Source organism: Flagellimonas flava, assembly GCF_050617915.1.
In the GTDB taxonomy this organism is placed as follows: Bacteria; Bacteroidota; Bacteroidia; order Flavobacteriales; family Flavobacteriaceae; genus Flagellimonas; species Flagellimonas flava_A.
In genome coordinates this window covers 184,227-209,651 of sequence record NZ_JBODQE010000003.1, presented here as the reverse complement: position 1 = coordinate 209,651, position 25,425 = coordinate 184,227, and the positions used below count along the sequence as shown (strand labels likewise).

The 25,425-nt window shown below is 42.5% G+C and carries 20 protein-coding genes; 5 read left to right on the top strand and 15 right to left on the bottom strand.

What is annotated here, in order from left to right:
* Nucleotides 1-153 precede the first annotated feature (153 nt).
* A complete protein-coding gene (locus ACRHOZ_RS09505; protein WP_431125040.1) occupies nucleotides 154-1,695 on the bottom strand; it encodes a glycine--tRNA ligase in 1,542 nt (513 codons plus the stop codon).
* A gap of 35 nt (nucleotides 1,696-1,730) precedes the next feature.
* Nucleotides 1,731-2,627, bottom strand: coding sequence for a hypothetical protein (locus ACRHOZ_RS09500; RefSeq protein ID WP_420401170.1), 897 nt, complete (start codon nucleotides 2,625-2,627; stop codon nucleotides 1,731-1,733).
* Between the two features lie 48 nt (nucleotides 2,628-2,675).
* On the opposite strand from ACRHOZ_RS09500, the gene ACRHOZ_RS09495 reads away from it, so the two are divergent.
* Together ACRHOZ_RS09495 and ACRHOZ_RS09490 are read left to right on the top strand one after the other, a co-directional pair.
* The gene (locus ACRHOZ_RS09495) at nucleotides 2,676-3,365 is read left to right on the top strand and encodes a ComF family protein (RefSeq protein ID WP_431125038.1); all 690 of its coding nucleotides are present in this window, start codon (nucleotides 2,676-2,678) and stop codon (nucleotides 3,363-3,365) included.
* A gap of 70 nt (nucleotides 3,366-3,435) precedes the next feature.
* Nucleotides 3,436-5,055: an Ig-like domain-containing protein gene (locus ACRHOZ_RS09490; RefSeq protein WP_431125036.1), complete on the top strand. Its 1,620-nt coding sequence runs from the start codon at nucleotides 3,436-3,438 to the stop codon at nucleotides 5,053-5,055.
* Here ACRHOZ_RS09490 and ACRHOZ_RS09485 read toward each other — a convergent pair.
* The 4 genes from ACRHOZ_RS09485 to katG all read right to left on the bottom strand — a co-directional run bounded on the left by ACRHOZ_RS09485 (nucleotide 5,039) and on the right by katG (nucleotide 9,243).
* Nucleotides 5,039-5,815: an amidohydrolase gene (locus ACRHOZ_RS09485; RefSeq protein ID WP_431125034.1), complete on the bottom strand. Its 777-nt coding sequence runs from the start codon at nucleotides 5,813-5,815 to the stop codon at nucleotides 5,039-5,041. The genes ACRHOZ_RS09490 and ACRHOZ_RS09485 overlap by 17 nt on opposite strands.
* 5 nt (nucleotides 5,816-5,820) lie before the next feature.
* A complete protein-coding gene (locus ACRHOZ_RS09480) occupies nucleotides 5,821-6,444 on the bottom strand; it encodes an NUDIX hydrolase (RefSeq protein WP_431125032.1) in 624 nt (207 codons plus the stop codon).
* Nucleotides 6,445-6,454: 10 nt separating this feature from the next.
* Nucleotides 6,455-6,934, bottom strand: a complete 480-nt coding sequence (locus ACRHOZ_RS09475) for an ankyrin repeat domain-containing protein (RefSeq protein ID WP_431125030.1) — start codon at nucleotides 6,932-6,934, stop codon at nucleotides 6,455-6,457.
* Between the two features lie 92 nt (nucleotides 6,935-7,026).
* A complete protein-coding gene (gene katG, locus ACRHOZ_RS09470) occupies nucleotides 7,027-9,243 on the bottom strand; it encodes a catalase/peroxidase HPI (protein WP_431125028.1) in 2,217 nt (738 codons plus the stop codon).
* A 317-nt stretch (nucleotides 9,244-9,560) separates the two neighbouring features.
* Here katG and ACRHOZ_RS09465 point away from each other — a divergent pair, with 317 nt between their 5' ends.
* The gene (locus ACRHOZ_RS09465) at nucleotides 9,561-10,175 is read left to right on the top strand and encodes a DinB family protein (RefSeq protein ID WP_431125026.1); all 615 of its coding nucleotides are present in this window, start codon (nucleotides 9,561-9,563) and stop codon (nucleotides 10,173-10,175) included.
* A gap of 87 nt (nucleotides 10,176-10,262) precedes the next feature.
* Nucleotides 10,263-10,793 (top strand): hypothetical protein, encoded by a 531-nt coding sequence (locus tag ACRHOZ_RS09460; RefSeq protein WP_431125024.1) that lies wholly within the window; start codon nucleotides 10,263-10,265, stop codon nucleotides 10,791-10,793.
* Here ACRHOZ_RS09460 and ACRHOZ_RS09455 read toward each other — a convergent pair.
* Together ACRHOZ_RS09455 and ACRHOZ_RS09450 are read right to left on the bottom strand one after the other, a co-directional pair.
* The gene (locus ACRHOZ_RS09455; RefSeq protein ID WP_431125022.1) at nucleotides 10,790-12,157 is read right to left on the bottom strand and encodes a DUF5689 domain-containing protein; all 1,368 of its coding nucleotides are present in this window, start codon (nucleotides 12,155-12,157) and stop codon (nucleotides 10,790-10,792) included. The genes ACRHOZ_RS09460 and ACRHOZ_RS09455 overlap by 4 nt on opposite strands.
* A gap of 10 nt (nucleotides 12,158-12,167) precedes the next feature.
* A complete protein-coding gene (locus tag ACRHOZ_RS09450) occupies nucleotides 12,168-14,906 on the bottom strand; it encodes a TonB-dependent receptor (RefSeq protein WP_431125020.1) in 2,739 nt (912 codons plus the stop codon).
* A gap of 107 nt (nucleotides 14,907-15,013) precedes the next feature.
* Between ACRHOZ_RS09450 and ACRHOZ_RS09445 the strand changes: the two genes are divergently transcribed.
* Nucleotides 15,014-16,054: an endonuclease/exonuclease/phosphatase family protein gene (locus tag ACRHOZ_RS09445; protein ID WP_431125018.1), complete on the top strand. Its 1,041-nt coding sequence runs from the start codon at nucleotides 15,014-15,016 to the stop codon at nucleotides 16,052-16,054.
* A gap of 15 nt (nucleotides 16,055-16,069) precedes the next feature.
* On the opposite strand, the gene ACRHOZ_RS09440 is transcribed toward ACRHOZ_RS09445, so the two are convergent.
* The 7 genes from ACRHOZ_RS09440 to ACRHOZ_RS09410 all read right to left on the bottom strand — a co-directional run bounded on the left by ACRHOZ_RS09440 (nucleotide 16,070) and on the right by ACRHOZ_RS09410 (nucleotide 25,417).
* Nucleotides 16,070-17,140, bottom strand: coding sequence for a hypothetical protein (locus ACRHOZ_RS09440; protein ID WP_431125016.1), 1,071 nt, complete (start codon nucleotides 17,138-17,140; stop codon nucleotides 16,070-16,072).
* Between the two features lie 203 nt (nucleotides 17,141-17,343).
* A complete protein-coding gene (locus ACRHOZ_RS09435; RefSeq protein ID WP_420401183.1) occupies nucleotides 17,344-17,781 on the bottom strand; it encodes a hypothetical protein in 438 nt (145 codons plus the stop codon).
* Between the two features lie 89 nt (nucleotides 17,782-17,870).
* The gene (locus ACRHOZ_RS09430) at nucleotides 17,871-20,552 is read right to left on the bottom strand and encodes a TonB-dependent receptor (protein WP_431125014.1); all 2,682 of its coding nucleotides are present in this window, start codon (nucleotides 20,550-20,552) and stop codon (nucleotides 17,871-17,873) included.
* Nucleotides 20,553-20,722: 170 nt separating this feature from the next.
* Nucleotides 20,723-22,360 carry a glucose-6-phosphate isomerase gene (gene pgi / locus ACRHOZ_RS09425; RefSeq protein ID WP_431125012.1) on the bottom strand — a complete coding sequence of 546 codons (1,638 nt, stop codon included), beginning with the start codon at nucleotides 22,358-22,360 and terminating at the stop codon, nucleotides 20,723-20,725.
* Between the two features lies 1 nt (nucleotide 22,361).
* Complete coding sequence (locus tag ACRHOZ_RS09420; RefSeq protein WP_431125010.1) at nucleotides 22,362-23,663, bottom strand: M23 family metallopeptidase; 1,302 nt, start codon at nucleotides 23,661-23,663, stop codon at nucleotides 22,362-22,364.
* A gap of 2 nt (nucleotides 23,664-23,665) precedes the next feature.
* Complete coding sequence (locus ACRHOZ_RS09415) at nucleotides 23,666-24,631, bottom strand: tryptophan 2,3-dioxygenase family protein (RefSeq protein ID WP_431125007.1); 966 nt, start codon at nucleotides 24,629-24,631, stop codon at nucleotides 23,666-23,668.
* Between the two features lie 6 nt (nucleotides 24,632-24,637).
* Nucleotides 24,638-25,417, bottom strand: coding sequence for a DUF3108 domain-containing protein (locus tag ACRHOZ_RS09410; protein ID WP_420401188.1), 780 nt, complete (start codon nucleotides 25,415-25,417; stop codon nucleotides 24,638-24,640).
* Nucleotides 25,418-25,425 lie beyond the last annotated feature (8 nt).

Genomic DNA, 25,425 nt, shown 5'->3' with positions numbered 1-25,425 from the left:
TCGAGCCTGCCTTTGTCGGCGGACAGGCGCAGTCGAGAGGTCTTAGAAACCCAACTGTTCAAGTAGGTCTCGATGCTCTTTCGACTGCGCTCAAGATGACATCTCGACCTGACATCTTGACCAGACTTCCAGATCTGAAGTACGGTTTTCAGTTTAGATTTTCTGCAACCAGTAGCGCATGTCCACTTCCTTGGAGATAATCTCCTTGACTTCGGATAGCTTTACTCGTTGCTGCTCCATGGTATCCCTATGGCGGATGGTCACCGTATCGTCTTCCAAAGTTTGGTGGTCTACAGTAACGCAGAAAGGTGTTCCCACTGCATCCTGTCTTCTGTAGCGACGGCCTACGGCATCCTTTTCATCATATATCACATTGAAATCCCATTTTAGCTCATCTATCAATTTATGGGCAACTTCAGGAAGTCCATCGCGCTTCAGCAGCGGTAATACTGCAGCTTTAGTTGGAGCCAATACGGCAGGGATTTTGAGTACTGTTCGAGTTGTTCCGTTTTCCAGTTCCTCTTCCTGGAGAGAATTGGAGAACACGGCCAGGAACATACGATCTAACCCAATTGAAGTTTCCAGCACGTAGGGGACATAACTTTTGTTTTCCTCTGGGTCGAAGTACTGTAATTTTTTACCTGAGTATTCCTCGTGCTGGCTCAAATCAAAATCGGTACGGGAATGGATTCCTTCCAATTCCTTGAAACCAAATGGGAATTTAAATTCGATATCAGCGGCGGCATCCGCATAGTGGGCCAGTTTATCATGATCATGGAAGCGATAGTTCTCTTCTCCCATGCCCAAGGATAGGTGCCATCTCAATCTTTTTTCCTTCCATTTGTCGTACCACTCTTGCTGGGTTCCCGGCTTGATGAAATACTGCATTTCCATTTGTTCAAACTCCCGCATACGGAAAATGAACTGACGGGCCACGATCTCATTTCTAAAGGCCTTTCCTGTTTGGGCAATCCCGAAAGGAATCTTCATCCGTCCAGTTTTTTGCACGTTGAGGAAGTTTACAAAAATCCCCTGGGCGGTCTCGGGTCTTAGGTACAAATCCATAGCGGAATCTGCAGAAGCCCCCAATTTGGTACCGAACATTAAGTTGAACTGCTTTACATCCGTCCAGTTTTTGGATCCGGAAACGGGACAAACAATGCCCAAATCCAAGATCAATTGTTTAAAAGCCTCTAAATCTCCCTTTTCCTGAACTTCCGCCAGTCGGGCACTTATCTCATCAATTTCTTTTTGACGACGCAACACATTAGGGTTGGTTTCCCTGAATTGCTGCTCATCAAAGGCATCTCCAAAGCGCTTTTTGGCCTTGTTGACATCCTTTAGGATTTTGTCATTTATCTTCTCCCTGTGCTCCTCTACCAAAACATCGGCACGGTATCTCTTTTTGGAATCTTTGTTGTCAATCAAGGGATCGTTGAATGCGTCTACGTGCCCTGAAGCTTTCCAGGTTGTTGGATGCATGAAGATTGCGGCATCGATACCCACAATGTTATCGTTGAGCTGTACCATGGCTTGCCACCAGTACTCCCTAATGTTCTTTTTTAATTCAACCCCATTTTGTGCATAGTCATATACCGCACTCAGGCCATCATAAATCTCACTGGATTGGAACACATACCCATACTCCTTGGCATGGGAGATTACCTTCTTAAAAACGTCTTCTTGATTTGCCATTCGGCAAAAATAGAACTTTACCTAAAAAACAAGGACTATTTCAACTGAAATTCGGCAGAGGCCAGAAGTCTTTCGTCCTCAAACACGTTAAGGGTATAAATTCCTTCGGAAAGTGAACCTTCGGGAACGGTAATTGCATCGCAAATACTGATCTCTTTTCCCGTATACGGAATCTCTACTTTTTTGCTGTAGGTATTACCACTTACTGAAATGGTATTGGCATTATCCTCAATAATGGACATATTGGGATCAAGGAACTGTAGGTACAATACCCTGACGTTCCCCGTTTCATTGGGGTCAGCGGTTACGGTGACACAGCCCCTTAATTTTTCAATGGTAGAGGCCTTATTGGTCTTTAAAGGTCTTCCGGCCCTAAGTCGGAATCCACTTCCTTCCGCATCCTGAAGTTTTAGGTAGCTTTTGATTTTAAGTTCCCGTGCAAGCTCCCTATTGGTCTCCCGTAAAAGCGATTCCGCTTTTTCCATGTTACTGGCCCTGCCACGAAGTTCGTCCAATTGTTTTTGGGTCTCTTCGTACCTATTGGCCAATAAGCTGTTATTATAGCGAAGGAAATTGTTCTTGAGTTTTAGGCTATCAAATTTGATTTCCAACATTCGTAGTTCCTTTCGGGTTTCTTTCAGCTTCATAATGCTAAAATTCAACCGACCTACGGAATCCAATAATTGCTGCACCCGGAAACGGGATGTTTGCAGTTCAATTTCGCTTACTTCGTTCAATCCAGATAGACGGTCAACCTCCGCTTTCATCAAAGTAAGATCTTTGACCAAAAGTGACTTTTCCTGTTCCAAAAAGTTCATTTGGTTCTTGGATTGTGCATAGCTATAATAAAAAGCTATGAGAATACCCACGATTACTGCTAGAAGTGCAGCAAAGATAATCTTGTAGTTGAAATTGTTATCTTGGGCATCCATGAGGTTAATTGGCTACTATAACGCGTATAAGATTTGATCCCTAAAAGGTTGGCTAAGATACTAAACGAGATTCACAACATACTATTGCCATTGGTATGTTTTGGATGTAATGCGCATTTATCCAGAGGAGAAAGCGTGTTGTGTACCGTTTGTCGACATGAGGTGCCACTCACCGATTACAACTTTGGCGATGAAAACCCAGTAGACCGCATTTTTTATGGACGAATCCCCATAAATAAAGCAGCTTCCTTTATGTTTTTCCAGAAAAATGGTATTGTCAAGAACATCTTGCACCACTTAAAGTACAAAAATCAAGAGCAAATTGGTGGTTTTTTAGGCGAGTGGTATGGCTCTATCGTTCAACATGAATCTTCTTTGAAGGATGTTGATACCGTGGTTCCCGTTCCTTTGCATGTTAAAAAACAAAAGAAAAGGGGGTACAACCAAGTAGCGCTCTTTGCAGAGAAGATAGCAGCTTCCATCAATGCCAAATACAGGGACGATATCCTGGTCAGAAGAATCAACACCAAAACCCAAACAAAAAAGGATAGGCAACTCCGCTGGGAGAACACCAAAGATGTTTTTCAGTTGACGCCCAAAGCCCAGGATTCCATAAAACATGTGCTTCTGGTTGACGATGTGATCACCACGGGGGCCACTTTGGAAGCCTGTGCCCAAACCCTTTCCAAAATGGGGCCAATTAAAATATCGGTGCTGAGCATGGCCGTGGTTCCCTAGAGGTTAAAATTTATTAAGGCGTGTTTTCCTTTTTCAAATTAGTTGTTTCTTTGTCCCACACTAGTTTTAGATGCAGTACCTTAAAAAACTATTGAGTCTTTCTTTTTTGTTGCTGATGGTAATGGCCCTTTGGCAATGCGCAAAACGAGGCAATCCGTCCGGGGGACCCAAAGATTTGACCCCACCCCAATTGATACGCACCGAACCGGAGAATTTTACCACGGAATTCAAGGCTGAGAAAATCCGTTTGTACTTTGATGAGCTGATCAAATTGGAAGATGTACAAAATCAGTTGATCGTATCCCCACCGCTTAAATACCCACCAGAAATTACACCTTTAGGAGGGGCAAACAAATACATTGAGGTGACTATAAAGGACACCCTTCAGGAAAATACTACCTATACCTTGAATTTTGGTCAAAGTATAGTGGACAACAATGAAGGAAATCCCAACAGCTTTCTTACCTATGTGTTTTCCACAGGCACTTACATTGATTCGCTTTCCCTTTCTGGGGCCGTAAAAGACGCCTTTAACCGAAGGGCAGATCAGTTTGTAAGTGTTATGTTGTATGAGATTGACACCGCTTATACCGATTCCACCATTTATAAGACCGTGCCAAATTACATTACCAATACGTTGGACAGTCTTCCCTTTTTTGAACTGAAAAATCTAAAGGCTGGAAAATATGCTCTTGTGGCCGTCAAAGATGTAAACAAGAACAACATGTTTAACCAACGGCAGGATAAAATTGGCTTTTTATATGATACCATTACTGTACCCACAGATTCCGTTTATCTGTTGAACATGTTTTTGGAAGAACCGGATTACAGTGCTTCCGTGCCGAGTTATGTAGCCAAAAACCATATCTTGTTTGGCTATCAAGGAGATCACAGGGATATCAAAATTGAAAGTTTAACGGAGCTTGCCGATTCGGTCCAAACCCTGATTCTGAAAGATCGCGAAAAAGACACTTTGGATTTTTGGATCACCCCCACGGATTTGGACTCCATCATATTTACGGTAAGCAATGAAAAGATGCAAAAGGTGGACACTTTTACGGTGAAAACCAGAAATTTGCCCTTGGATTCGCTCAAACTTAGCACTTCCATTGGCCGCCAATTCAATTTTGAGGATACCTTTAGCATATTGGCCAGTACGCCCATAGCCGCTTTGGATTCCAATCATATTGCACTCTTTATAAGCGATTCCATCAGTTCTCCATTCACTTTTTCATTGGATTCCATTAAAAACAAGGTGGATTTTGATTTTGCCTTGGAACCCAACCAAAGCTATTCCTTTGAAATTATGCCTGGCGCCATCACGGACTTTTTTGGTATCCAGAACGACACCCTCAATTACCGATTTTCAACGGGAAGCTACGCTGATTATGGAAACCTGCGTTTGAATGTTGGCGGGGCCGTTCGTTACCCCATGATTGCCCAATTGACTGACGACCGTGGCAATATGCTACGGGAACTTTTTGCAGAGCAGCCCAAGACTTTCGAATTCAAAAACTTGGAACCTGGGCAATACAACATTAGGGTGATTTTTGACGACAACGGAAATGGCAAATGGGATACCGGTAGTTATCTAAAGAAAATTCAACCCGAAAGAGTCAGCTACTATCCAGATCCCATTGACGTTCGTGCCAATTGGGAATTGGAACAGACTTTTATTGTTTCAAACTAAAATCATCTCGATCTTCCAAGAATTTAAGTTTGTTTCTATAGGTTGTAATGTGTTCTCTCTCCAACTCCGCATAAAGGATTTCTTCCTTTTCGGAAAACGCCAAAGAATTTCCAAGCACATCATACACCCCAGAATGTCCAGAATATTCGTAACCTAGATCATCCACTCCAATCCTATTAACCCCAATACAGTAAGACATATTCTCTATGGCACGTGCCTTTAAAAGAGCATCCCATGCTCCAATTCTTGGCTTGGGCCAATTGGCCACATAGATCAAAACGTCATAGGCTTGCGTATTTCGTGCCCAAACTGGAAAACGAAGATCATAACATATCAAAGGACAAATACGAAATCCCTTGAAGTCTATCACCAACCGCTCAGTTCCTGCGGTGTACACTTTGTCCTCTCCTGCCAAAGTAAAGGTGTGTTTTTTGTCGTATGTATCTACGTGCCCGTCAGGGTGCGTAAAAATCAACCGATTGTAGTTTTGATTGTTTTCCTGAAAAACCACGCTTCCCACTATGGCCGCATTGGACTTTTTAGCCAGATCCTGCATCCAACTTATAGTCTTAGCTCCTTCTGAGGTATCGATGTTTTGGGGAGACATGGTAAAGCCCGATGTAAACATCTCTGGTAGCACAATGAGGTCCAAGTTATCTTGGATTGTTTCAATTTTATGACTCAACATAGTCCTATTAGCCTCGGGGTTTTCCCAATGCAAGGGTGTCTGTACAAGGGCTACTTTTAGCTTTTCAGACATAAGTTTCAATCAAAATAAACATCGGTTTGCGAAGATTTTGCCAGTTGGAAGAGATGTTTTAACTGGCTTTCCAAAATGCGCTCTTGGGAAAGTTCTGGGAGTTGATCCAGAGGAAAAAACTCAGCATCGAGCATATCAAATCCTGCCTTTAATTCTCCCCCTGTTATCCTGCACAGAAAAAATAGTTTATAGATGTAGTAAGGCTCCGGCGGGTGCGGGTGAACCTGCTTATCGTAAACGCCCAAAAACCGAACGACCTCCGTCTTTAACCCAGTCTCTTCTTCAATCTCCTTGACGGCAATTTCGGACGGGGTAATCCCAATATCGGCCCAACCTCCGGGAATGGTCCATTTGCCATCCACACTTTCCTTGGCCATCAAAATTTCGTCCTTATCATTCAAGACAAAGCCTCTAACATCCACCTTGGGTGTGGGATAATCCTGTTGGGGCATAAAAAAGTCCTGTATTACTTCCATGGGTTCATCAGCCACAAATGCCATCAATTTTAAACTAATGCTCTTGAGTTCCTCATAACGTTCCTTATCATAGTCGTCCTGGGTGAACACCAGGCCAGCTTCTGCCAAGGCCTTTATTCGTTTGATGAGGTTAAGCTGTTCCTTTGAATCCATATGGTATTGGCTAAGTTTTTGATTCCAATAATTTTATCAAATCTTCATTTTCCTGCATTTTGGCCTGATCCAATGCAGTATTTCCCCTTCCATCTTTAACGTCAATATTGGCTCCATATTGGATAAGTAATTGTGCCATGTCCAATCTATTAAAGGTAACGGCATATATTAGGCCCGTGGCTCCCATGCTATTTACATGGTTCACATTGGCACCGGATTTGATCAGCAGTTCAGCTAAATCGGTATAACCTTTAAAACAAACGCCCAATAAGGCAGTATTCCCCGATCCATCCGTGGCATCTATGCTGGCGCCTTGGGCCAAAAGTAATTCGGTAATTTCCTTGTGATTGTAGTATGTGGCCAAAATTAATGGGGTAGACCCCCTTTCATCTTTGGTTTCCAAGAGGGCTAGGTCATTTTCCAACAATGCGGAAACGGCAACTTTATCGCCATTTCTTAACGCATTGAAAAGCTCTTCTATCTTGCTCATTTGATCAATTAAAATTATAAAAAAACTGCCACAACCTTGGTGGGTGTGACAGTCTTTTGTGTTTAATTTTCCTTTTCTATTGAAGACCTTTCTTACGCAAGGTCAAATCGGTCCAAGTTCATGACTTTGTTCCAAGCGGAAACAAAATCGCCCACAAATTTCCCTTGGGCATCGCTACTTCCATAAACTTCAGCAATGGCTCTCAGCTCCGTATTGGATCCAAAAATAAGATCCGCCCTGGTCCCGGTCCACTTCAAATTCCCAGTCTTACGGTCATGTCCTTCAAACACCTCATCATCATCAGAAGTTGCAGACCATGTGGTATTCAAGTCCAAAAGATTAACAAAGAAATCGTTCGTCAGGGTTTCTGTACGATTGGTGAACACCCCATGATGGGATTTATCGGCATTGGTATCCAAGACCCGCATTCCACCGACCAATACTGTCATTTCAGGAACGGTTAGGGTAAGCAATTGGGCTTTATCCACCAATAACTCTTCTGATTTTACGGAGTACTTTCGTTTTAAATAGTTTCTAAAACCATCTGCTACTGGCTCTAGAACCTCAAAAGATTCTGCATCTGTCTGCTCTGCAGAAGCGTCGGTTCTACCAGGTGTAAAAGGTACCGTTATGTCATGGCCTGCATTCTTGGCCGCTTTTTCAACAGCCGCACAACCTCCAAGAACAATCAAGTCAGCCAGGGAAACTTTTTTTCCGAAGTCATTCTTGATATTTTCCAAGGTTTCCAAAACTTTGGACAATTGGGCTGGGTTGTTTACTGCCCAGTCCTTTTGTGGCGCCAAACGGATTCGCGCCCCATTTGCCCCTCCTCGGTAATCCGAACCTCTGAAAGTAGATGCAGATGCCCAAGCAGTAGATACCAATTGCGAAATAGACAGCCCAGAATCAAGGATCTTGGATTTCAACTCAGAGATATCTCCATCATTGATCAAATCGTGATCAACGGCAGGAACAGGATCTTGCCAAATCAATTCCTCGCTAGGTACATCCGAGCCCAAATAACGACTTACCGGTCCCATATCACGATGCGTCAATTTAAACCAAGCGCGAGCATAAGCATCAGCAAATTCCTCCGGATTTTCCAAAAAGTGTTTGGAGATTTTTCCATATTCTGGATCCATACGCAATGATAAATCCGTGGTCAGCATGAAAGGTGCATGTTTTTTCTCTGGGTCATGCGCATCTGGAATGGTTCCAGCTCCGGCCCCATCTTTAGGTTTCCATTGATGGGCTCCAGCAGGGCTCTTGGTCAATTCCCATTCGTATGCGTAAAGATTTTCCAAAAACTTATGGCTCCATTGGGCAGGGGTATCTGTCCAGGCTCCTTCAATACCACTAGTGATGGTATCGCTTCCCTTACCAGAACCAAAGTTGTTCTTCCAGCCCATACTCTGCATTTCAATAGAGGCCCCAGCAGGTTCAGCTTCCACATATTCGGCATCGCTGGCGGCTCCGTGCGTCTTTCCAAACGTATGTCCCCCAGCAATCAAAGCCACGGTTTCATAATCGTTCATTGCCATTCTGCCAAAGGTTTCCCTTATATCATGGGCGGCAGCAATAGGATCAGGATTTCCATTGGGTCCTTCCGGATTTACATAGATCAATCCCATATGGGCCGCTCCCAGTTGCTTTTCCAATTCTCCATCCTCATTATACCTTGCCTTGTTCCCCAACCATTCGGCTTCAGAACCCCAATAAATATCTTCTTCTGGTTGCCAAATATCTTCTCGGCCTCCCGCAAACCCAAACATTTTCAGTCCCATGGATTCATGGGCAATATTTCCAGCCAAAATCAACAGATCGGCCCAAGAAATTTTCTTCCCGTATTTCTGCTTAACAGGCCACAATAACAATCTGGCTTTATCCAAGTTGGCATTGTCCGGCCAGCTGTTCAAGGGTGCAAATCGTTGTGAGCCTGTTCCACCACCACCGCGACCATCGGCAATACGATAGGTGCCAGCTGCGTGCCAAGCCATACGAATAAAGAATGGGCCATAATGGCCATAATCTGCCGGCCACCAGTCCTGGCTATCCGTCATTAGGTCGGTTAGGTCTTTTTTAACAGCTTCCAAATCCAAGGATTTGAACTCGGTGGCATAATCAAAATCCGCATCCATGGGGTCTGCCAGATTAGAGTGCTGGCGAAGGATGTTCAAATTGAGTTGGTTGGGCCACCAATCGCGGTTGGAGGTTCCCCCTCCAGCTCCCTGTTTCAGCGTTCCGTTGAGAAATGGACACATGCCCTCATCCATTCCATTTCCTGCTGAATTTGCTAATTCTTTGCTCATGATAGTATGTTGTTTTAATGTGATTTTTTAACCTTTATAAAGATAGGAAATCCCCTTTCCAAAGAATAGACAATTCATATTAAAATACTATTAAAACATAAATATTATCTATATGAAATCATCTTCTGCTCCTCCTACGAATTGCCCAATTAAGGCCATAATTTGGCAGATATGGCCCTATAAGAGGCGGAATTTTGCACTATTTTTGAATTCATCCTATTGGCTCTCGATGAAATATGTTCCTAAAGATGTCCAATTGGATTATCTTTAAACGTCTATATAATAAGGCACCTACAGTAATCTAAAATCCATCACACATGAAAAAATTGATTTTGCCATTAGTTGCACTCTTGTTATTTAGCTTTAGTGCAGATACCAATAAACTTTCCGAGGATGATCGGAAAAAGGTAGTGAATCATCTTAAGGAAACACGTGATCAAATGTCCAAAGTTTTGAGAGGATTGAGCCAGGCCCAATTAACCTTTAAACCGGAAGAAGACGCTTGGTCCATTGCAGACTGCGTAGAGCACTTGACCATTTCGGAAAATGCTTTTGGGGGTCTTATCCAAAAAACAGTGGCCGCTGGCCCAAATCCTGCTCTGAAAGACTCTGTAAAAATGAATGACGAACAACTTATGGGAATCATTCTGGACCGTTCCAACAAGGTGAAAACAGCAGAACCTTTTGAACCTTCCGGGAAATTTGGGTCCCATGATGAAACCTTAAAAGCTTTCATGGACAAGCGTGAGGAGCACATCTCCTATATGGAAAGCACAGAGGATGACCTAAGAAATCTTTACAGCAGCGATTTGCCCTTTGGAACTATAGATGGGGTCCAGTTGATCCTGTTCATGTCCGGTCATACAGAACGACATGTCAACCAAATGAAGGAAGTGATGAATCACAAGCTTTTTCCATCCAACGTGGATTGATTCATTGTTTAACAATTATTGGCAAACCCCTTCCTCTTTGGACGGGGTTTATTTTTTAATTTTGATGGGATAAAAAAGAACAGGAACATGAAACTATTTAAATCCTTTGCCTTGGTGGCCCTTATGCTCTTCGCATTTACCACCACAGCACAAAATAAAAAAGACCGTAAGATCATCAATGATGCCAAACGGGCCAAAAAAACCCTTTTGAAAGCCGATAGGGGTCTACAACGATTCTTTGACAATTCTGCCGGCTATGTGCTTTTCCCCAATGTGGGCAAAGGTGGATTTATAATTGGAGGTGCTTCTGGGAATGGGGCGGTTTATGAAAATGGAGAGGTAGTAGGCATGGCCAATCTGAAAAAATTGAACGTAGGGTTCCAGGCTGGTGGACAGGCCATTATTGAAGTCATCTTTTTTGAAACCGCCGTTGATTTGGAACGATTTAAAGAAGGGAAATTCCAGTTTGCTGCAGAAACCAGTGCTGTTGCCCTGAAATCCGGGATTGCCTTTAATGCCAAATACAAGGACGGCGTTGCCGTATTTGCCCTTCCCAAAGCTGGCCTTATGGCCGATGCCTCCGTGGGGGGACAAAAGTTTGGGTATAAGCCGTTTTAGTTAAACTGCCCAGGGGTATAATCTCCTGGGGCATTTTGGGGTTGGTTGATTGTCCCTGCGTCTCCTGTATCATTGTAAATGATCCATTCCCCAAAAATGTATGTTGGGTTTCCTTGGGTTACCTCCGGGTTCCGAAGTGCACGCCCATCCTCAAACTCATGGTTGGTCCCTGAGCCGTCTTCGCCCACTACACCAAAGACGTCGATTATGGTTCCAAAGGGATCCACAAGCTCAAGATTGTCATCGCCATTGGAATCTGCAGGGCTGTTGGTGGAAACGCTTACATCCGGAGGGAAACCATAAACCAGTTCGAATTCCTCTGCGTTGGGGGAAATTACAAGGGTGCTTTTTGCGGCTATCACTTGGCCCGATAAATCTATAGAAGAGCTAATTTCCGTTTTTTCATTGGTGTATCTGCGTAAGGTCCATAAATTCAAATCCAGTGGTTCGCTGGACGAGTTGTATAATTCCACAAAACGGGCTCCCGTATTATTATCTGGATCTGCCAATTCCGAAATGAAAATTTCTTTGGAGGTAAACTCAGTTATTATCTCTGGACACCGCTCGTTGGCAAAATCCAAATCTGTAATATCCCTAATCACTAATTGATATTTTTCACCATCCCTTTTTAAGATCCCAGTTATACTTCCTTTACCTTCTGGCAGTAGTTCTTGCTGAAAATCGGCATAACCACTGGTTAATAACTCTATTTTATTTTCCTCACAATCTTGGAGGACACGAATGGTCTCCTCTTGGGGTTCTGCATAGATCAGGCCAAGTTCTTCTTCACCAAATTCCACATCATTAAGCTTGATTAAAGTATTTAATCCCGCCTGATCTAACTGCAAAATAGTTGTTGGAGAGGGTACCACCGACCCTCTTTCGCCACAGGTCGGTATTAGATGGTCTTGTACCTTTAAAGCGGGTAATCGCCCTACGGAAACATTGCCAAAGGAAGTAAATGAACTGCCAATCTTTAAGGTTTCGCCACTCATTCCCAAAAACAATCCTTGTAGCTTGACAAATACCTTTGTGTCAAGTGGGTAATGTAGGTATGCAGGACTTAGTTCCGCTTCCAAAAGAAGCCCCTTTGTTGGACCTTCGGTCTTATCTTGGAGATAAACCTCATTGAAAAAGTTACCTGCTTCATCTGAAGAGATGACATAACCCTCAATGATCAAATCCTCTTGTATCCGAAATGCGTCACCAGAATACATCTCTTCCAATTCCTGAAACGTTGTGTTGGCAGACAAAATATTATTACAGTTCGGCTGGGGTGTATCAAAACCGGTATTCGGAACACAGGCTGAAACAATTGTTGACATGACCAACCCTTTCACAAGAATCCCCACTTTCATTTTCATTTGTTCGTCTTTAAAAGTTTATAGCAAGATTCAAAAAGTAGGTCCTACCGTAACTGTGCCAATATTTGGGGCCAAAAGATGGGGTTCCACTTAAATTATCTTGTAGCATTTGCTGATAGTTCCCATTTCTACTTTGTTCATATCCTCCAGTCTTGAATACGGAATCGAATACATTGTTCACGCTCAAAAAGGCACTTATATATTTCTTTTTCACCAACCAGGACTTTCCACCTATCAGGTTTAATAGATAAATTTCATCCAACTTTTGTTGTTTTAGTAATCTGCCAACATCGGCTTGGGTAACATCTGGAAGTGGTCGCTGGGTATCAGGATCCAATAAGAAACTCTGGGTTCGCTTTATGGTACTTAGGTTTGCATAGCTTTGATCCATATAGTTCGCCGTTGTCCCCAGCCACCAATATTTTGGACTTCGGTATTCTACTCCAAGTGAAAGTGCTGTTTGTGGGCCTTGAGCCAATTTCAACCCCTTGATCGTCGCTGTTCCCAATTGCACACTCCCTTCACTATTGATTAGGTCTTCCTCGTTGCCAGCAGTGTCAAAATAGAGCTGAATGTCCGGGTCGCTGGCATATACATAGCTGCCTAAATTCCCCGCCAAGGAAAGTTTAAGTTCGTTGGAGGCCTTGTACTCCAAACCCAATTCCAAGCCTTTGTGTAACTTGTCCAAACCCGTAATCACTTCCTGAACAAAATCCGAGCCTAAGCCTGAATCCACAAAAAAGAAATTGACATCCGTTGCGTGTTGAAATCTGGTATAGAAAGCACTAATGCGGCCTTTTAAATCCGGTAACCGGATATAGTAACCAACATCAATTGCGGATTGTGCTTCATTCTGAATATCAGGAACAATTAGGTTGTTCTCTCTTGGGTTAATAAATAGGTTTTGAAGTGATGGAGCTCGGTTGATTTTTGCGGCATTAATCGTTAACCACTGCCTCCCGGTTAAAAAATAGGTCATTCCTGATTTCGCGCTTAACCCTGCGAATAAAATTTCCTCCCCTTTACCTATTGAGTTATCGGGATATCGTTCATTTTGAAACAATCCATTCCGTTGAGCATGCCATTGAAACAGTTCTCCTGAAACAAATGCATTCCACTTTTTCCTTTTGATTTGCATTTGTGCAAAACCCCTGAGTCTTTTGGAATCCAATTCAAAGTTGTAGCTTATCCTATCTCCTTCGGTTTTGGTTGGATTCCCAAGAACATCGTTCCGAGTGGATGAAAAGGAATCACTATCCTCTAGAAATTCAGCTCCAAGTAAATCTTTGATGCTAGCATAATTCTGGATACCCGAAACTTCCATGTTTGCCCCTAGACCCAATTCCAAACTCTCCCCAAGGTCCAATCGCATATTGCTTGCCAACATTAGCCGTTCTTCGTTCTGTACATCTTCAGAAAGCACATAGGACGCAGATTCACCGAGGGAATTGTTATTCACCGCGTAAATCTGTTCCCAATCCAATTGCGGATGATCCAATAAAGCTTCCTTGGCCAAGTTTGCATTGGCAAAATCGGCTCCAAAAGAACCATTGATATGATAGCTGGGAATATATTTGTAATAGGTAGGGTCTGGATTCTGTGCGTTAAAGTAAGCAAGTCTATCTTTTGTCACGCTACCATTCTGATACAAAATTCCCGTAGTCCAATTCATTTTATTGGATTGAAGAAAGTGATTGACCATGAACATGGGTTCAAAAATCTTGCGTTCCCTTGAGTTTCTAGTCTCCCCATTCTGAGCCCCCCAATATGGATTGTAGCGATTTCCCATCAAGTCAAATACTTCCTCGGTCAGTGCCGCTGATCTACCTCTTCTATTGTTTGCCATAATTGTACTTATGACCAAACTGTTTTTGTTGTTCCATTTATATTCCAGAGCACCAAAAAGGGAGTGGGCATCATACAAAGTACCATCCACATAGCCTGAAACAGCCCATCTTTTGGAGGCAGAAAGGGAATAGGCCCAACCACTTGTCAGTAACCCTGAACTGTAGGTCGCCATTAACCTGCTCCTATACGTTCTGTTGGACATAGAGCTGGAAACCCGTAGACCTGATCTCAATCCAGAAGGTCTTATATCTATATTGGTGTTTCCCAAGATTCCACCAAACGTATTTGGGTTCATTTCCAAGGCTTGGGTGTACGTCTGATTTCGAATTACATCATTGAGTCCGCCCCAATTGTTCCATTGCGGTCTTCCATCCCAGATTTTGTTTAAAGGGATTCCGTTGATCAATACCTCCCCCTCCTGGGAGTCGTATCCACGAATCCTAAAAAATGCCTGTCCAAAATCAAATGCTGCTCGGGTAAGGAAGATATCCCTAGTGGACTGTAACATTCCCGTAGATCCTGAAAGTAAACCATCCTCATCCGAAAGTTCGTTATCTGTCAAGGTTATGAGATTGTCACTTTTTTCCAGGGTAATATCCTTTTCCAAAAAAATGTCTCCCAAATCAATAGGTTCACCTTCCAGAAAAAGCTCAAATGTTTTGGGCAAGTAGTCCGGGGCCGATATGTGAATTATAAAATCCCCCTCAAAATTCAGGGCAATGGTAAAACTACCTTCAACCCCAGTATGATATTCTTGTTGAAATCCTTCTATTTTTATAGAAGTCCCCGAAATAGGAATTTGGTTTGACCCATCTTTTATGGTCCCTGAAATTTCTATACTGTGCTGGCCAAAAAGGAGGTTGGTATAGCATAGCAGCACAAAGAACATAGCTGTTCTCATTTGTTAGCCTTTGTAGGTTAATCAGAATAAAATTTGGGGTTATTACTAGATGTTTTGTAAGAAAAGCGAACAATCTTAGTAATTTTAGTACAGAAAACAAAACCCAAATGAAAATTTTAACCTACTCATTCCTACTATTGCCGTTTTGTCTATGGGGACAAAATGAAGCGAGCTACAAAATCAGAACTGTTGCTTTTTATAATGTTGAAAATCTATTTGACACCACCAACGACACCTTAATCTTTGATGATGATCGCACCCCTGAAGGTGCCTACCGCTGGACAGAAAATCGCTATGAGGCAAAGATTAATAACATTTCCCAGGTCATGGCCCAGTTAGGGAAGGAAAAGACAGGAACCTCACCTGACATTCTAGGACTTTGTGAAGTGGAAAATAAAGGGGTACTGGAAGATTTGGTGAATCATCCTAATTTACGGGCAAAAGATTACGGCATTGTCCATTTTGACTCTCCTGATGCCCGAGGCATTGATGTAGCCTTGCTCTATAAAAAATCCGTTTTTATCCCTACCTCCTTTAAAAGCCATAGGCTGCTTTTGTTTGATGAAATGGGAGAACGGGATTATACTAGGGACCAGCTTGTTGTTGGCGGTATAATGGATCAGGAAGAACTACATTTTATTGTGAATCACTGGCCTTCCCGACGAGGAGGTGCCACTAAAAGCCAACCCAAAAGGGTTAGGGCTGCTTTGCTTAACAAAAGAATCATGGATTCCATAAGGAGGTTGAACCCAGATGCAAAGATCATTGCAATGGGTGATCTTAATGATGATCCCAGAGACCACAGTTTAAAAAAGATATTAAAAACCAAGGGAGATTCCTCCAAATTGGACAGCCTTTCCCTTTTTAACCCTATGGAGAAAATGTACAAAAGAGGAATGGGAACTTTGGCTTACCGAGACCAGTGGAACCTTTTTGACCAATTTTTTATGACTCCCAACCTGGTCCATGAAAATGAAGCTGGGTTTTTCTTTTGGCAAACTCAAATCTTTGCTCCCCAATTTATTAAAACCCAAAATGGAAAATATAAGGGGTATCCCAAACGCACTTATTCTGGAAAAAACTACACCGGAGGGTACAGTGACCATTTTCCGGTGTATTTGTTTTTAATAAAAGAGGCACGGGATTAATTCCCAAGAGTCAGATTATAGATCAACTGCATCACCCCAAATAAGGTGTTGATCGCCCGTGCCATGGTAACTAAGGCCTCCAAAATCATTTCCTCCCTCGTGTACCTGAGAGGTATTGAAATATTGGCTGGTCCATGAACCATCAGGCCATTCAGCAATGAGGGCAAAGGTTATGGTACGGCCCTCAATTACTCCGGAAAATTTATTGCGTTTGATGCGATAATCACTGGTTTTTATGGCTTTTTTAAATTTTTCTTTCCAACCATTGTTTTTGGCATAGCTCTGCATTAACCTCAGCGCCTCTTTTTCCAATCTTTTATCTCGCTCAAAAGGTTCTGGAATCTTAAATTTTGGAATCTTGCTAATCCATTCCAGACCTTTATCTACATTGGTGAGCCATATTTGCCCTTCCGCAAGCGGTAGGGTCTTTTTATGTGCCCATCCTCCTCCAGAACTACCATCTGCCAAAGAATATCGTAACCCCAATAACACGGAATTGTCCTTTAATGACTTTATGTATCCTTGATGCTTTAACAAGGCTTCACATATCCGGGCCTGTTGTATGCTGATCTCGGTTTCTTCCTCATTTGATTCTTCCAGAACCCCAGGTTCAAAGATGGGATAACGAACAGATTCCCAGCCCCTTTCTTCTTTGGAGGTTTTGTAATTGTAGTAGTCATCTGCCTGCAGGCTGTCCACAAAATAGTCATACCTCAAATGTGCATTTCTTGGTATCCCTGGATTCAAGGAGAACCTTTTAAAAATTTCGGCCGGACCTACATTGTAGTTGATGAACAATCTGCAGAACAAGGGTTCCTTATCCATTTTGGACATATCATAGGTGGTTACAAATTTGCCTTCGTCCTTCCATTCCCTGTCTATGGTTTCATTGGCAAAAACATAGCGCCCCAAGTTGTTTTTATGGATTTTGCTAAAGAATTTTTGGCTTAAAAGCTTAGTGGTGTCAATTTCCATAGGCGGCCAATAAAAGGGGGATTGGGTAATGTCTTTTGTTGAAGACCCTCCTGAACAGGCAATTAGTAAAATGACCGCTACGCAGCCAAATAAATAGGTTAAGATTCTCATGGTTTTATATTTAATTAATAGATACGCTACCGTGAGGTTGAATAGAGGCTGGGCACAGGAATACTATTCCCATTAAAACACAAAAACCCTATGCGCTAGGCGCAAAGGGCTATGCTTTTTTGTTGAAACCAAGATACGAAAACAGACTAGGCCGGCAAAATCAATAAGGCCTATCTGTTCAATATGCCAGCTAGGAAGGGAGCTTAACTAAACCACTGTCCCCAAGGAATACGGCTTAAGATAAACAGCAATCCCAATCCATAAAAGATCGTAATGCTCTTGAACTTGGCATTACTGGTTTCTTTTTTCTTATGCTTGGACCAACCTATGGTGATCAATGCCACCGCCAAAATGTTGACAAAAGGGTGTTCCACGGCCAATAAGCGGGCTGCGGAGTTAAGGCCGCCCATGCCCAAGGTCTGAATGGCTTGCAATCCGTTTGCGGATACAAAGTAGAGGATAAGGCCTATAAGTAGTTGGATATGAGTCAATATCAATGCAAAAAGACTTATTCTTAAATCTTTGTGCATGGCAAACTCTCTTTTGCCTAAAAGCCCCATAAGGGCATTTACGAAGGCCAAAATCAATATGGCCAAAACAATATAAGCGAAATAGGAATGCAGGTTTTTTAGAATTTCCATGAGTTTAGTTTGTGAATCCTAAAAGTACGGATTTTGCAAATAAAAAACCCCCGCCTTTGGCGGGGGTTTGATATTATAACGGGTAGCTGTTAGAAATCGTATCTCAACGTCAAGTTCCAAGTTCTTCCCCATCCAAAGAAACCTCGGTTAGAAACATTTAAACCATCATAGGTTTCGTCTCCAGCCTCAACCATGTTGGCAGTTGTCAACCTGGAAATGTACTCTGTATCGAAAACATTGTTCATATTGGTTCTTACCTTCAATCTGTTAGATCTATCTGCCCCTACAGGAATGGTGAAAGTCAATCCTGCATCAACAATGCTGTACGAAGGTAATTCCAAGTTTTCCTTGATAGCTCCCACATCTGCATAGAGATTATCATAGTATCTAAAATCAGAATCAAAAGAGAACATGTCATTGAATCTAAGGTTTACACCCAGTCCGCCTGATAGTTGTGCGGCGCCACCAACTTTACCACCATCATAATCAACGGTTTCAGTACTGATTACATTTCGTTCCTCATCAGTTACCTGGGTAACCGCTTCTCCTAGATATTTCCAATCGCCGATAGAGGCAAATGCATTAAAGGAAATTACATCGTTAGGTCTTACTTTGGCATCCAATTCGACCCCAGTGTGCAATTGCTCTGTTCCAAAATTTGTAGTGAACTCCACAACATCGTTAACAACATCAGAACTGGTAACTACCCTGTCCTTCCATGAAGTTCTGTACAAATTCACATTGGCAGAGAAAATATTGCTTCGGAATCCATACCCTGCTTCCAATCCAAAAATCTTTTCATTCTCGGTCAGCGGATTTACCTGGTTGGTAAAGTTCAAGTAAATGTTATCATGATAGGGTTGACGGTTGTAATATCCGACATTGGCATAAAAACTATTTTGCGTATCGGGCTTATAACTGAATCCTGCCTTGGCATTATATCCAAAGTTGTTTATTTTTTCAGAATCTACCCCATCGGTTATACCTGCTGGCAATGGCTCCCCGGTCCACTGTGGGGAAGTTCCGTCAATAAGGGATTGATCGGCATATTGGAACAAATCAAACCGTTGATGGTATTGGTTGGAAATAGATCCTTGGAAAAAGGTTGAGAACTGATCCGTTGCATATTCCAACTGGGTAAATAAACCTCCATAGGAAATTCGTTCCTCGTTATTGTACGCAATCTTTTCCGTTTCGTCATAGCTGTTAAAGGCGGCGGACCATCCTGAGGGCCTGAAACTCTCAGTTGCATTCACAAATTTATAAGTTCCAAAACTTCCAAACGTATCATGGTTGTTGTTCTGATCTCTAAGACGGATATTCTCCCGCCAAGAGTCCAAGCCGTGGAAGTTGGAAACTACCCTAAAGTGTTTCCCATAGTATGTTCTGAGGTCGAAACCTACGTTCCATGTAAGATTGTCAGAAAGTTTCTTTTCCAAGTTTGATATCAAGCCATACCAGCTATGAAGGTTCATGGAAGCTCTAGTAATATACGCAGGATCTGCTCCAAAGTAGACCCCAGCTCCATTGGGGACTTGTGCATTCTGTGCATATATTGCATTATAATCTATTCTACCCTCTGCGGTTCTAATTCTGTTACCACGATCTCCAGTTCCACCACCATTACCCCAAGAGGCGTAAAGCACAGTGGATAAGCTGGTTGTAGAATTGATGTTCCAGTCCCAGTTCAAGTTGGAAACTGGTTTGTGGTAGAAATTTCTTCTTTCGGTCATGTACTCCCCTTCATACATTCCCCAATTGTTGTTGTAATTCAATCCATACTCCAAGTAATCGGAAATGGGTTTGGTAAAGTTTTGATCGTGGAACTGCGGTGCACCCGTAATCAAGAAGTTGAAATTGTGCTTATCACTTGGTCTGTATCCTATGGACAAGAAATACGTTTGACCTTCTCCATAGTTTCCTTCGTTGAAACCATCACCTTGCCAGTGAGAGAACATCGCACTAACACCCCATCCCTTTTCAGAGATTCCAGTGTTATATCCGGCAGAAGTCTTCAGGTAATTGTTGTTCGCCACCGTAGTGTATCCAAATCCACCTTCATTCATCTCCGTTGCCTTGGTCACAAAGTTCACTGTACCCCCAACCGATGAAATCGCAAGTTTGGAAGAACCTAGACCTCTTTGAATCTGTACCCCTGACGCGATGTCGTTAAGACCAGACCAGTTGGACCAGTACATCAATCCATCCTCCATCCCGTTGATGGGTTGCCCGTTCAAAAGGAAGGCAGTATTGTCCTGATCAAAACCTCTCACCCTCATGTTGGTATCTCCAAAACCACCTGCCTGACCCGACACGTAAACGGAAGGAGTGTTCACCAAGGTCATCGTAACATCCTGGGTACCTATTTTTTCTTGGATTACTTTAATTGGTACAGATGAAACTGCTATTGGGGTTTGTCTGTCGTTAGCCAAGTCAATAATCCCTGTTCCCACTACCACTACACCTTCCAGTTCTTCTGCATCTGGAAGTAATGAGATTCTTCCTACGCTTCCTGTTGAGCTGAAAGAAACGGTTTTGGAAACAAATCCAATGTAAGAAATTACCAAAGTACCCGAGTCGCCCGATACTTCCAGTGTAAAGTTACCGTCAAAGTCGGTTGATGTTCCATTGTCTGTGCCTTGAAGCACCACACTTGCCCCGGGAAGCCCGGTTCCCAGTTCTCCATCCACCACAGTACCAGTGATGGTCCCTTGTGAAAATGCCATAGTTGATGTAAGCATAGCCACAAATGCCAAGTAAATTGTTTTCATTTTCTAGTGTTTAAATAGTTTAAATAGCCCTGCAAAAGTGCCGTATTTCTGAGTTATCCCGATTAAGGGAAAGTTAAGAAAAAGCTAAAATATTAATATAAAATTAACATTTAAAATGAGCTGACAAAGAAGTATTTAGCTTTTTTCCCGAAGAATGCTAACCCCTTAATTTACTTCTTAAAATGTTGCAGAAGATGAAGTGTTGAGCTGTCGTGATTGCCAATTCCTGAATTCTCAATATCAGCCAAAATATTCTTGGCCAATTGCTTGCCCAACTCCACGCCCCATTGGTCGAAACTGAAGATGTTCCAAACAGTGCCCTGAACAAAAATTTTGTGCTCATAAAGGGCTATCAAAGCTCCCAAACTCGTTGGGGTGAGTTTGTCAATTAGAATGGTATTGGTGGGTTTATTACCTTCAAAAACCTTAAACGGAAGCAAGGTTTCCAATTGTTCCTGGGACAATCCCTGCGCTTGCAATTCAATTTTGACTTCTTCGGCGGTTTTACCGTTCATCAAGGCTTCTGTCTGTGCAAAGAAATTTGCCATCAATTTATTGTGATGGTCCACATCCCCATGTAGGGACTCCTTGAAACCGATAAAATCTGTTGGAATCAATTTGGTGCCTTGATGGATAAGTTGAAAGAAAGCGTGCTGCGAGTTTGTTCCAGGTTCGCCCCAAATAATGGTTCCCGTCTCATAATTGGCTCTTTGGCCTGCTCGATCCACACTCTTGCCATTGCTCTCCATGATTCCCTGCTGTAGATAGGCCGAGAATCGATTTAGGTATTGGGTATAAGGTATAATCGCCTCGGTCTCGGCACCATAGAAATTGTTGTACCAAACACTTAACAATGCTAAAACAACCGGTACGTTTTCTGTAAATGGAGCTTCCTGAAAATGGGAATCCATTTGATTGGCCCCTGAAAGCAGTGCATCAAAATTATTGTACCCCACAGACAAAGCAATGGAAAGTCCAACCGCACTCCAAAGTGAGAAACGACCTCCTACCCAATCCCACATGGGGAACACATTTTCCTGGGCTATTCCAAATTCATCAATTTTTTCTTGATTTGTGGAAACCGCTGCAAAATGCCTGGCAATATCCGCTTGGGAAGCGTGCTCTAAGAACCACTTTTTTATGGTTAGCGCATTGCTCAAAGTTTCTTGTGTGGTAAATGTTTTGGACACCACCACAAAAAGGGTGGTTTCTGGGTCCAAGTTTTTTAGAACCTCGTGCACATGATCACCATCCACATTGCTGACAAAGTGGGTGTTCAGATGGTTTTTATAAAATTTCAGTGCTTCGGTGACCATTACTGGACCCAAATCCGATCCTCCAATGCCAATATTGACCACATCAGTAAATGCCTTACCTGTGAACCCTTTTTTATCACCTGAAATCACAGCTTCAGAAAAAGCCTTGATTTTCTCCTTTACCTCAAAAACCTCTGGAACCACATTTTGCCCATCAACCAAAACCTCATCTCCTTTTTGCGCCCTAAGAGCAGTATGTAAAACAGCTCTTCCTTCCGTCTGATTGATCAAATCCCCCTTGAAGTAACTGTCAATGGAGTTTTTCAAGCCTACTTCCTCGGCCAATTCCAAAAGCAAATCAACCGTCTCTTGGGTTATTCTATTCTTTGAAAAATCAACAAGAAAATCTTCCCATTGCAAGCTAAATTTTGTTCCACGCTGTGGGTCATTTGCAAAAAGCTCCCTTAAATGGGTTTTATGGGTTTGGGTAAAATGATTTTGAAGTTTTTTCCAGGCTTGGGTGGTAGTAGGGTTTATTTTGGGTAATGCCATTTTAAGGGTTAAGGGTTAGTTGGTTTTCTTCAAGCTCAGAGTCAAGCAAATCCTCGGTTTCTTTGGGTAGGAGGATATATTCAATACAGTCCAACTGGGTTTTTAAAGGATCAATGTGCGCTAGATAACCGGTCCGCAAGGAGTCAACAATGGGCTCTGCGGCAGGTAACTTTTCCCGAAGGGGATCTACCTGTCTTCCGTTTTTCCAAAATCTATAGCAAACATGGGGTCCTCCCGTATTTCCGGTCATCCCAACCCATCCAATTACATCGCCTTGGCGGACAAATTCCCCACGCTTCACCTTCTGCTTTTTCATGTGCAGGTATTGGGTACTGTAAGTTCCATTGTGCCGAATCTTTACATATTTGCCATTGCCTCCTCTTCTGGTAGATTCCGTAACCGTACCATCTGCCGTGGCAATAATCGGCGTTCCAATTGGAGCAGCATAGTCCGTTCCTTTATGTGGTCTTACCTTGTACCCATAATAGGCAATTCTTCGCTTTAGGTTATAGCGGGAAGACAAACGATATCCGAACTTGATAGGAGCGCGCAAAAAGGTGCTTCGAAGGTTATTGGCTTCCTGATCGTAGTAATCCAAAATGTTTTTCAGCGAATCCGTCACATAGGGAAATGCATATATGGGCCTACCCTTGTGCTCAAATAAAGCTGCTTTTATAGGTCCACGGCCCGCATATACGGAATCATTGATAAAATGTTCGTCATAGATGAGTTTGAACTTGTCCCCCTTTTCCAATCTAAAGAAATCAATGGTCCACGCATAAATTTCAGACAGGTCAATGGTCACATTGTAATCAACGCCCAGGTTATCCAAAGTTTCAGAAAGATTGTTCTCAATTACCCCACCAACTTCACGTTCCACTGAATTTACCTTTCTTCTTCCCTTATAGGCATTGGCCGTGCTGTCCCGAAAATCAAAAACCGTGTAATTGATCTTGTCATTCTGATAAATGAAGACTTGTGCCGATTCAGAAGTGTCCTTGGATTTTAAAAGCACGTAGGGCTTCCTGTCTATTCTTCTAATGTCGAAGGTGTCCTTATACTCTTCAGCAATATGAATGATCTTGGGGTAATCCACCTTGTTCTTGAGCATAAGTTCGCCAAAGGTTTCCCCCTTTTGTATGGTATCATAAACCACATTGAACTCATCCAAATTGAAGCCAAAGCGCTTTACAATTGGCTTTTGAACCGGTTCCGCCGGCTCCAGTTGTTGTACCAATTCCTGTTTCTCCTTACAGGATATCAATAACATCAATGCGAGAATTGCCCCAAAAAATTTCTGCATTCCTATCTTTTATTTGCTGGGTTAAAAATGTGGTCAACCCACTGTTTTCCCCATGTATCCAGCTCATTTTCCGAGTACAAAGTTGGGAAAAATATTATTTTCTGAAAACTTGGGGGTAAAAAGTCTTTCCAATTGGTTCCTCCGGTAGCATCAACCTCCTTGTTTTCCTTGGCCAAATATCTATAGGCAGAACCCATATGCATCAAGGGCCAATTGACATTGGCGTTGACATCCATCTCTTTAAGGGATTTGATCAATTGCCCATTTTTTCTATGCTCTTCGGGCAGCTGTAGGTACTTGTGGTAGATAGTACTTTCCTTCACCTGATTGGATATTCTCAACAAGCGTGGGGTATACCTAAACTCAAACTGTTTAAGGGTAAGTGTTTTTTCTCCAGTGGTCAAATCAGTAGCGCCCTTTTTCCAATAAATGTGCTCAAAAAGCTCTTCAATACTGTTTTTGTTTGAAAAGGAGTCCCGCTCGGTATGGTGGACTAGATTCTCCAAAGGTGTTGCATAGATCTCAATCATCCGATATTGGGCGGATTGAAACCCACTGGCTGGAAGTAACGCCATTCGGTATCGGAGAAACTGTTCACGTTCCATCCCCTTGATCATGATTCCAAAAGAGGATATGAGCGCCTTAAAATAGCTGTTGATCCTATTGACCTTTTCAATGAAATATTGCACATCTTGGGACCTATCCTCCACAATTTGCTTTTGCTCGTGCAAAATGAGCTTAAAATAAAGCTCCGTAATCTGGTGATACATGATGAATATCTCCTCATCGGGGAAATGGGTGCGGGGCACCTGAATACTCAATAAGGTGTCTAAATGGATATAATCCCAGTAGGTAAGATATTTTTGGTAAAGGAGCCCGTCTAGGTAGGAACTTAGGTCTTGTCCAGAGTTTTTATACTTCTCTTCAAGCTTATTGATTTGGGACTCAATTCGCTCATCATTCCTCATTAACTACTATCTCATTATTATTTTAAACTGGTTTCGCAATCCGTTGTAACCATCCAAATCCGCTTTTAGGGAACCAACGGCCAAATCGGCCTTGATACGTATCGGAATTTTGTTGAGATCATTGGAAACCCATAGGGTAAGGCTCTCTTTTTCCTTAAATACACGGCCAGATTGTACAATGGGCCTAAATTTAAGACATTCTACCTTGCCAAACTTGGTGCGAATCACTTCTTTTCCCAAATATTTTAGTTTGAACTTGTAAATTCCTTCATCATCAAACAGCATATCAAGATCAATGGACTTGCCCACTTCAAAATCATCCAGCCCATATCGGTTTCTCAAATAATAGGAGGCTGATAACAAATCCTGCACATCTGTGTGTACCGGAATGTCCATGACCTTGCCATTTTTGTTGTCCGTTAAAATGGCTTTGTCCTGGTCATATTTAAAGTCGATTTCCACATCCCGGGTATACCCTCCTTCACTAATCTTACGGATGAAACGGTAGGGCTTACCGTCATTTTTTCCAAAGTAACTCTCATATCTATCATCCACCTTAAAAAAAATGCTGGCAAAGCCAGTGGTTTTTCCCAATCCCACAACGTGATAAACGGGTACTTTTTCTATAGTATCAGAAGTTAGGTGCAAGGTGGCATAGCTTGCATTGAGAATACCATAGTGAATTCGAAATTTTAACCATTCCCCACTCTTGTATGCAGGAGATTGGCCAAGTATTGCAATAGGGGTCAAGAGCAATAAGATGATAAGGGCAAAAAACTTTTTCATAACTATTT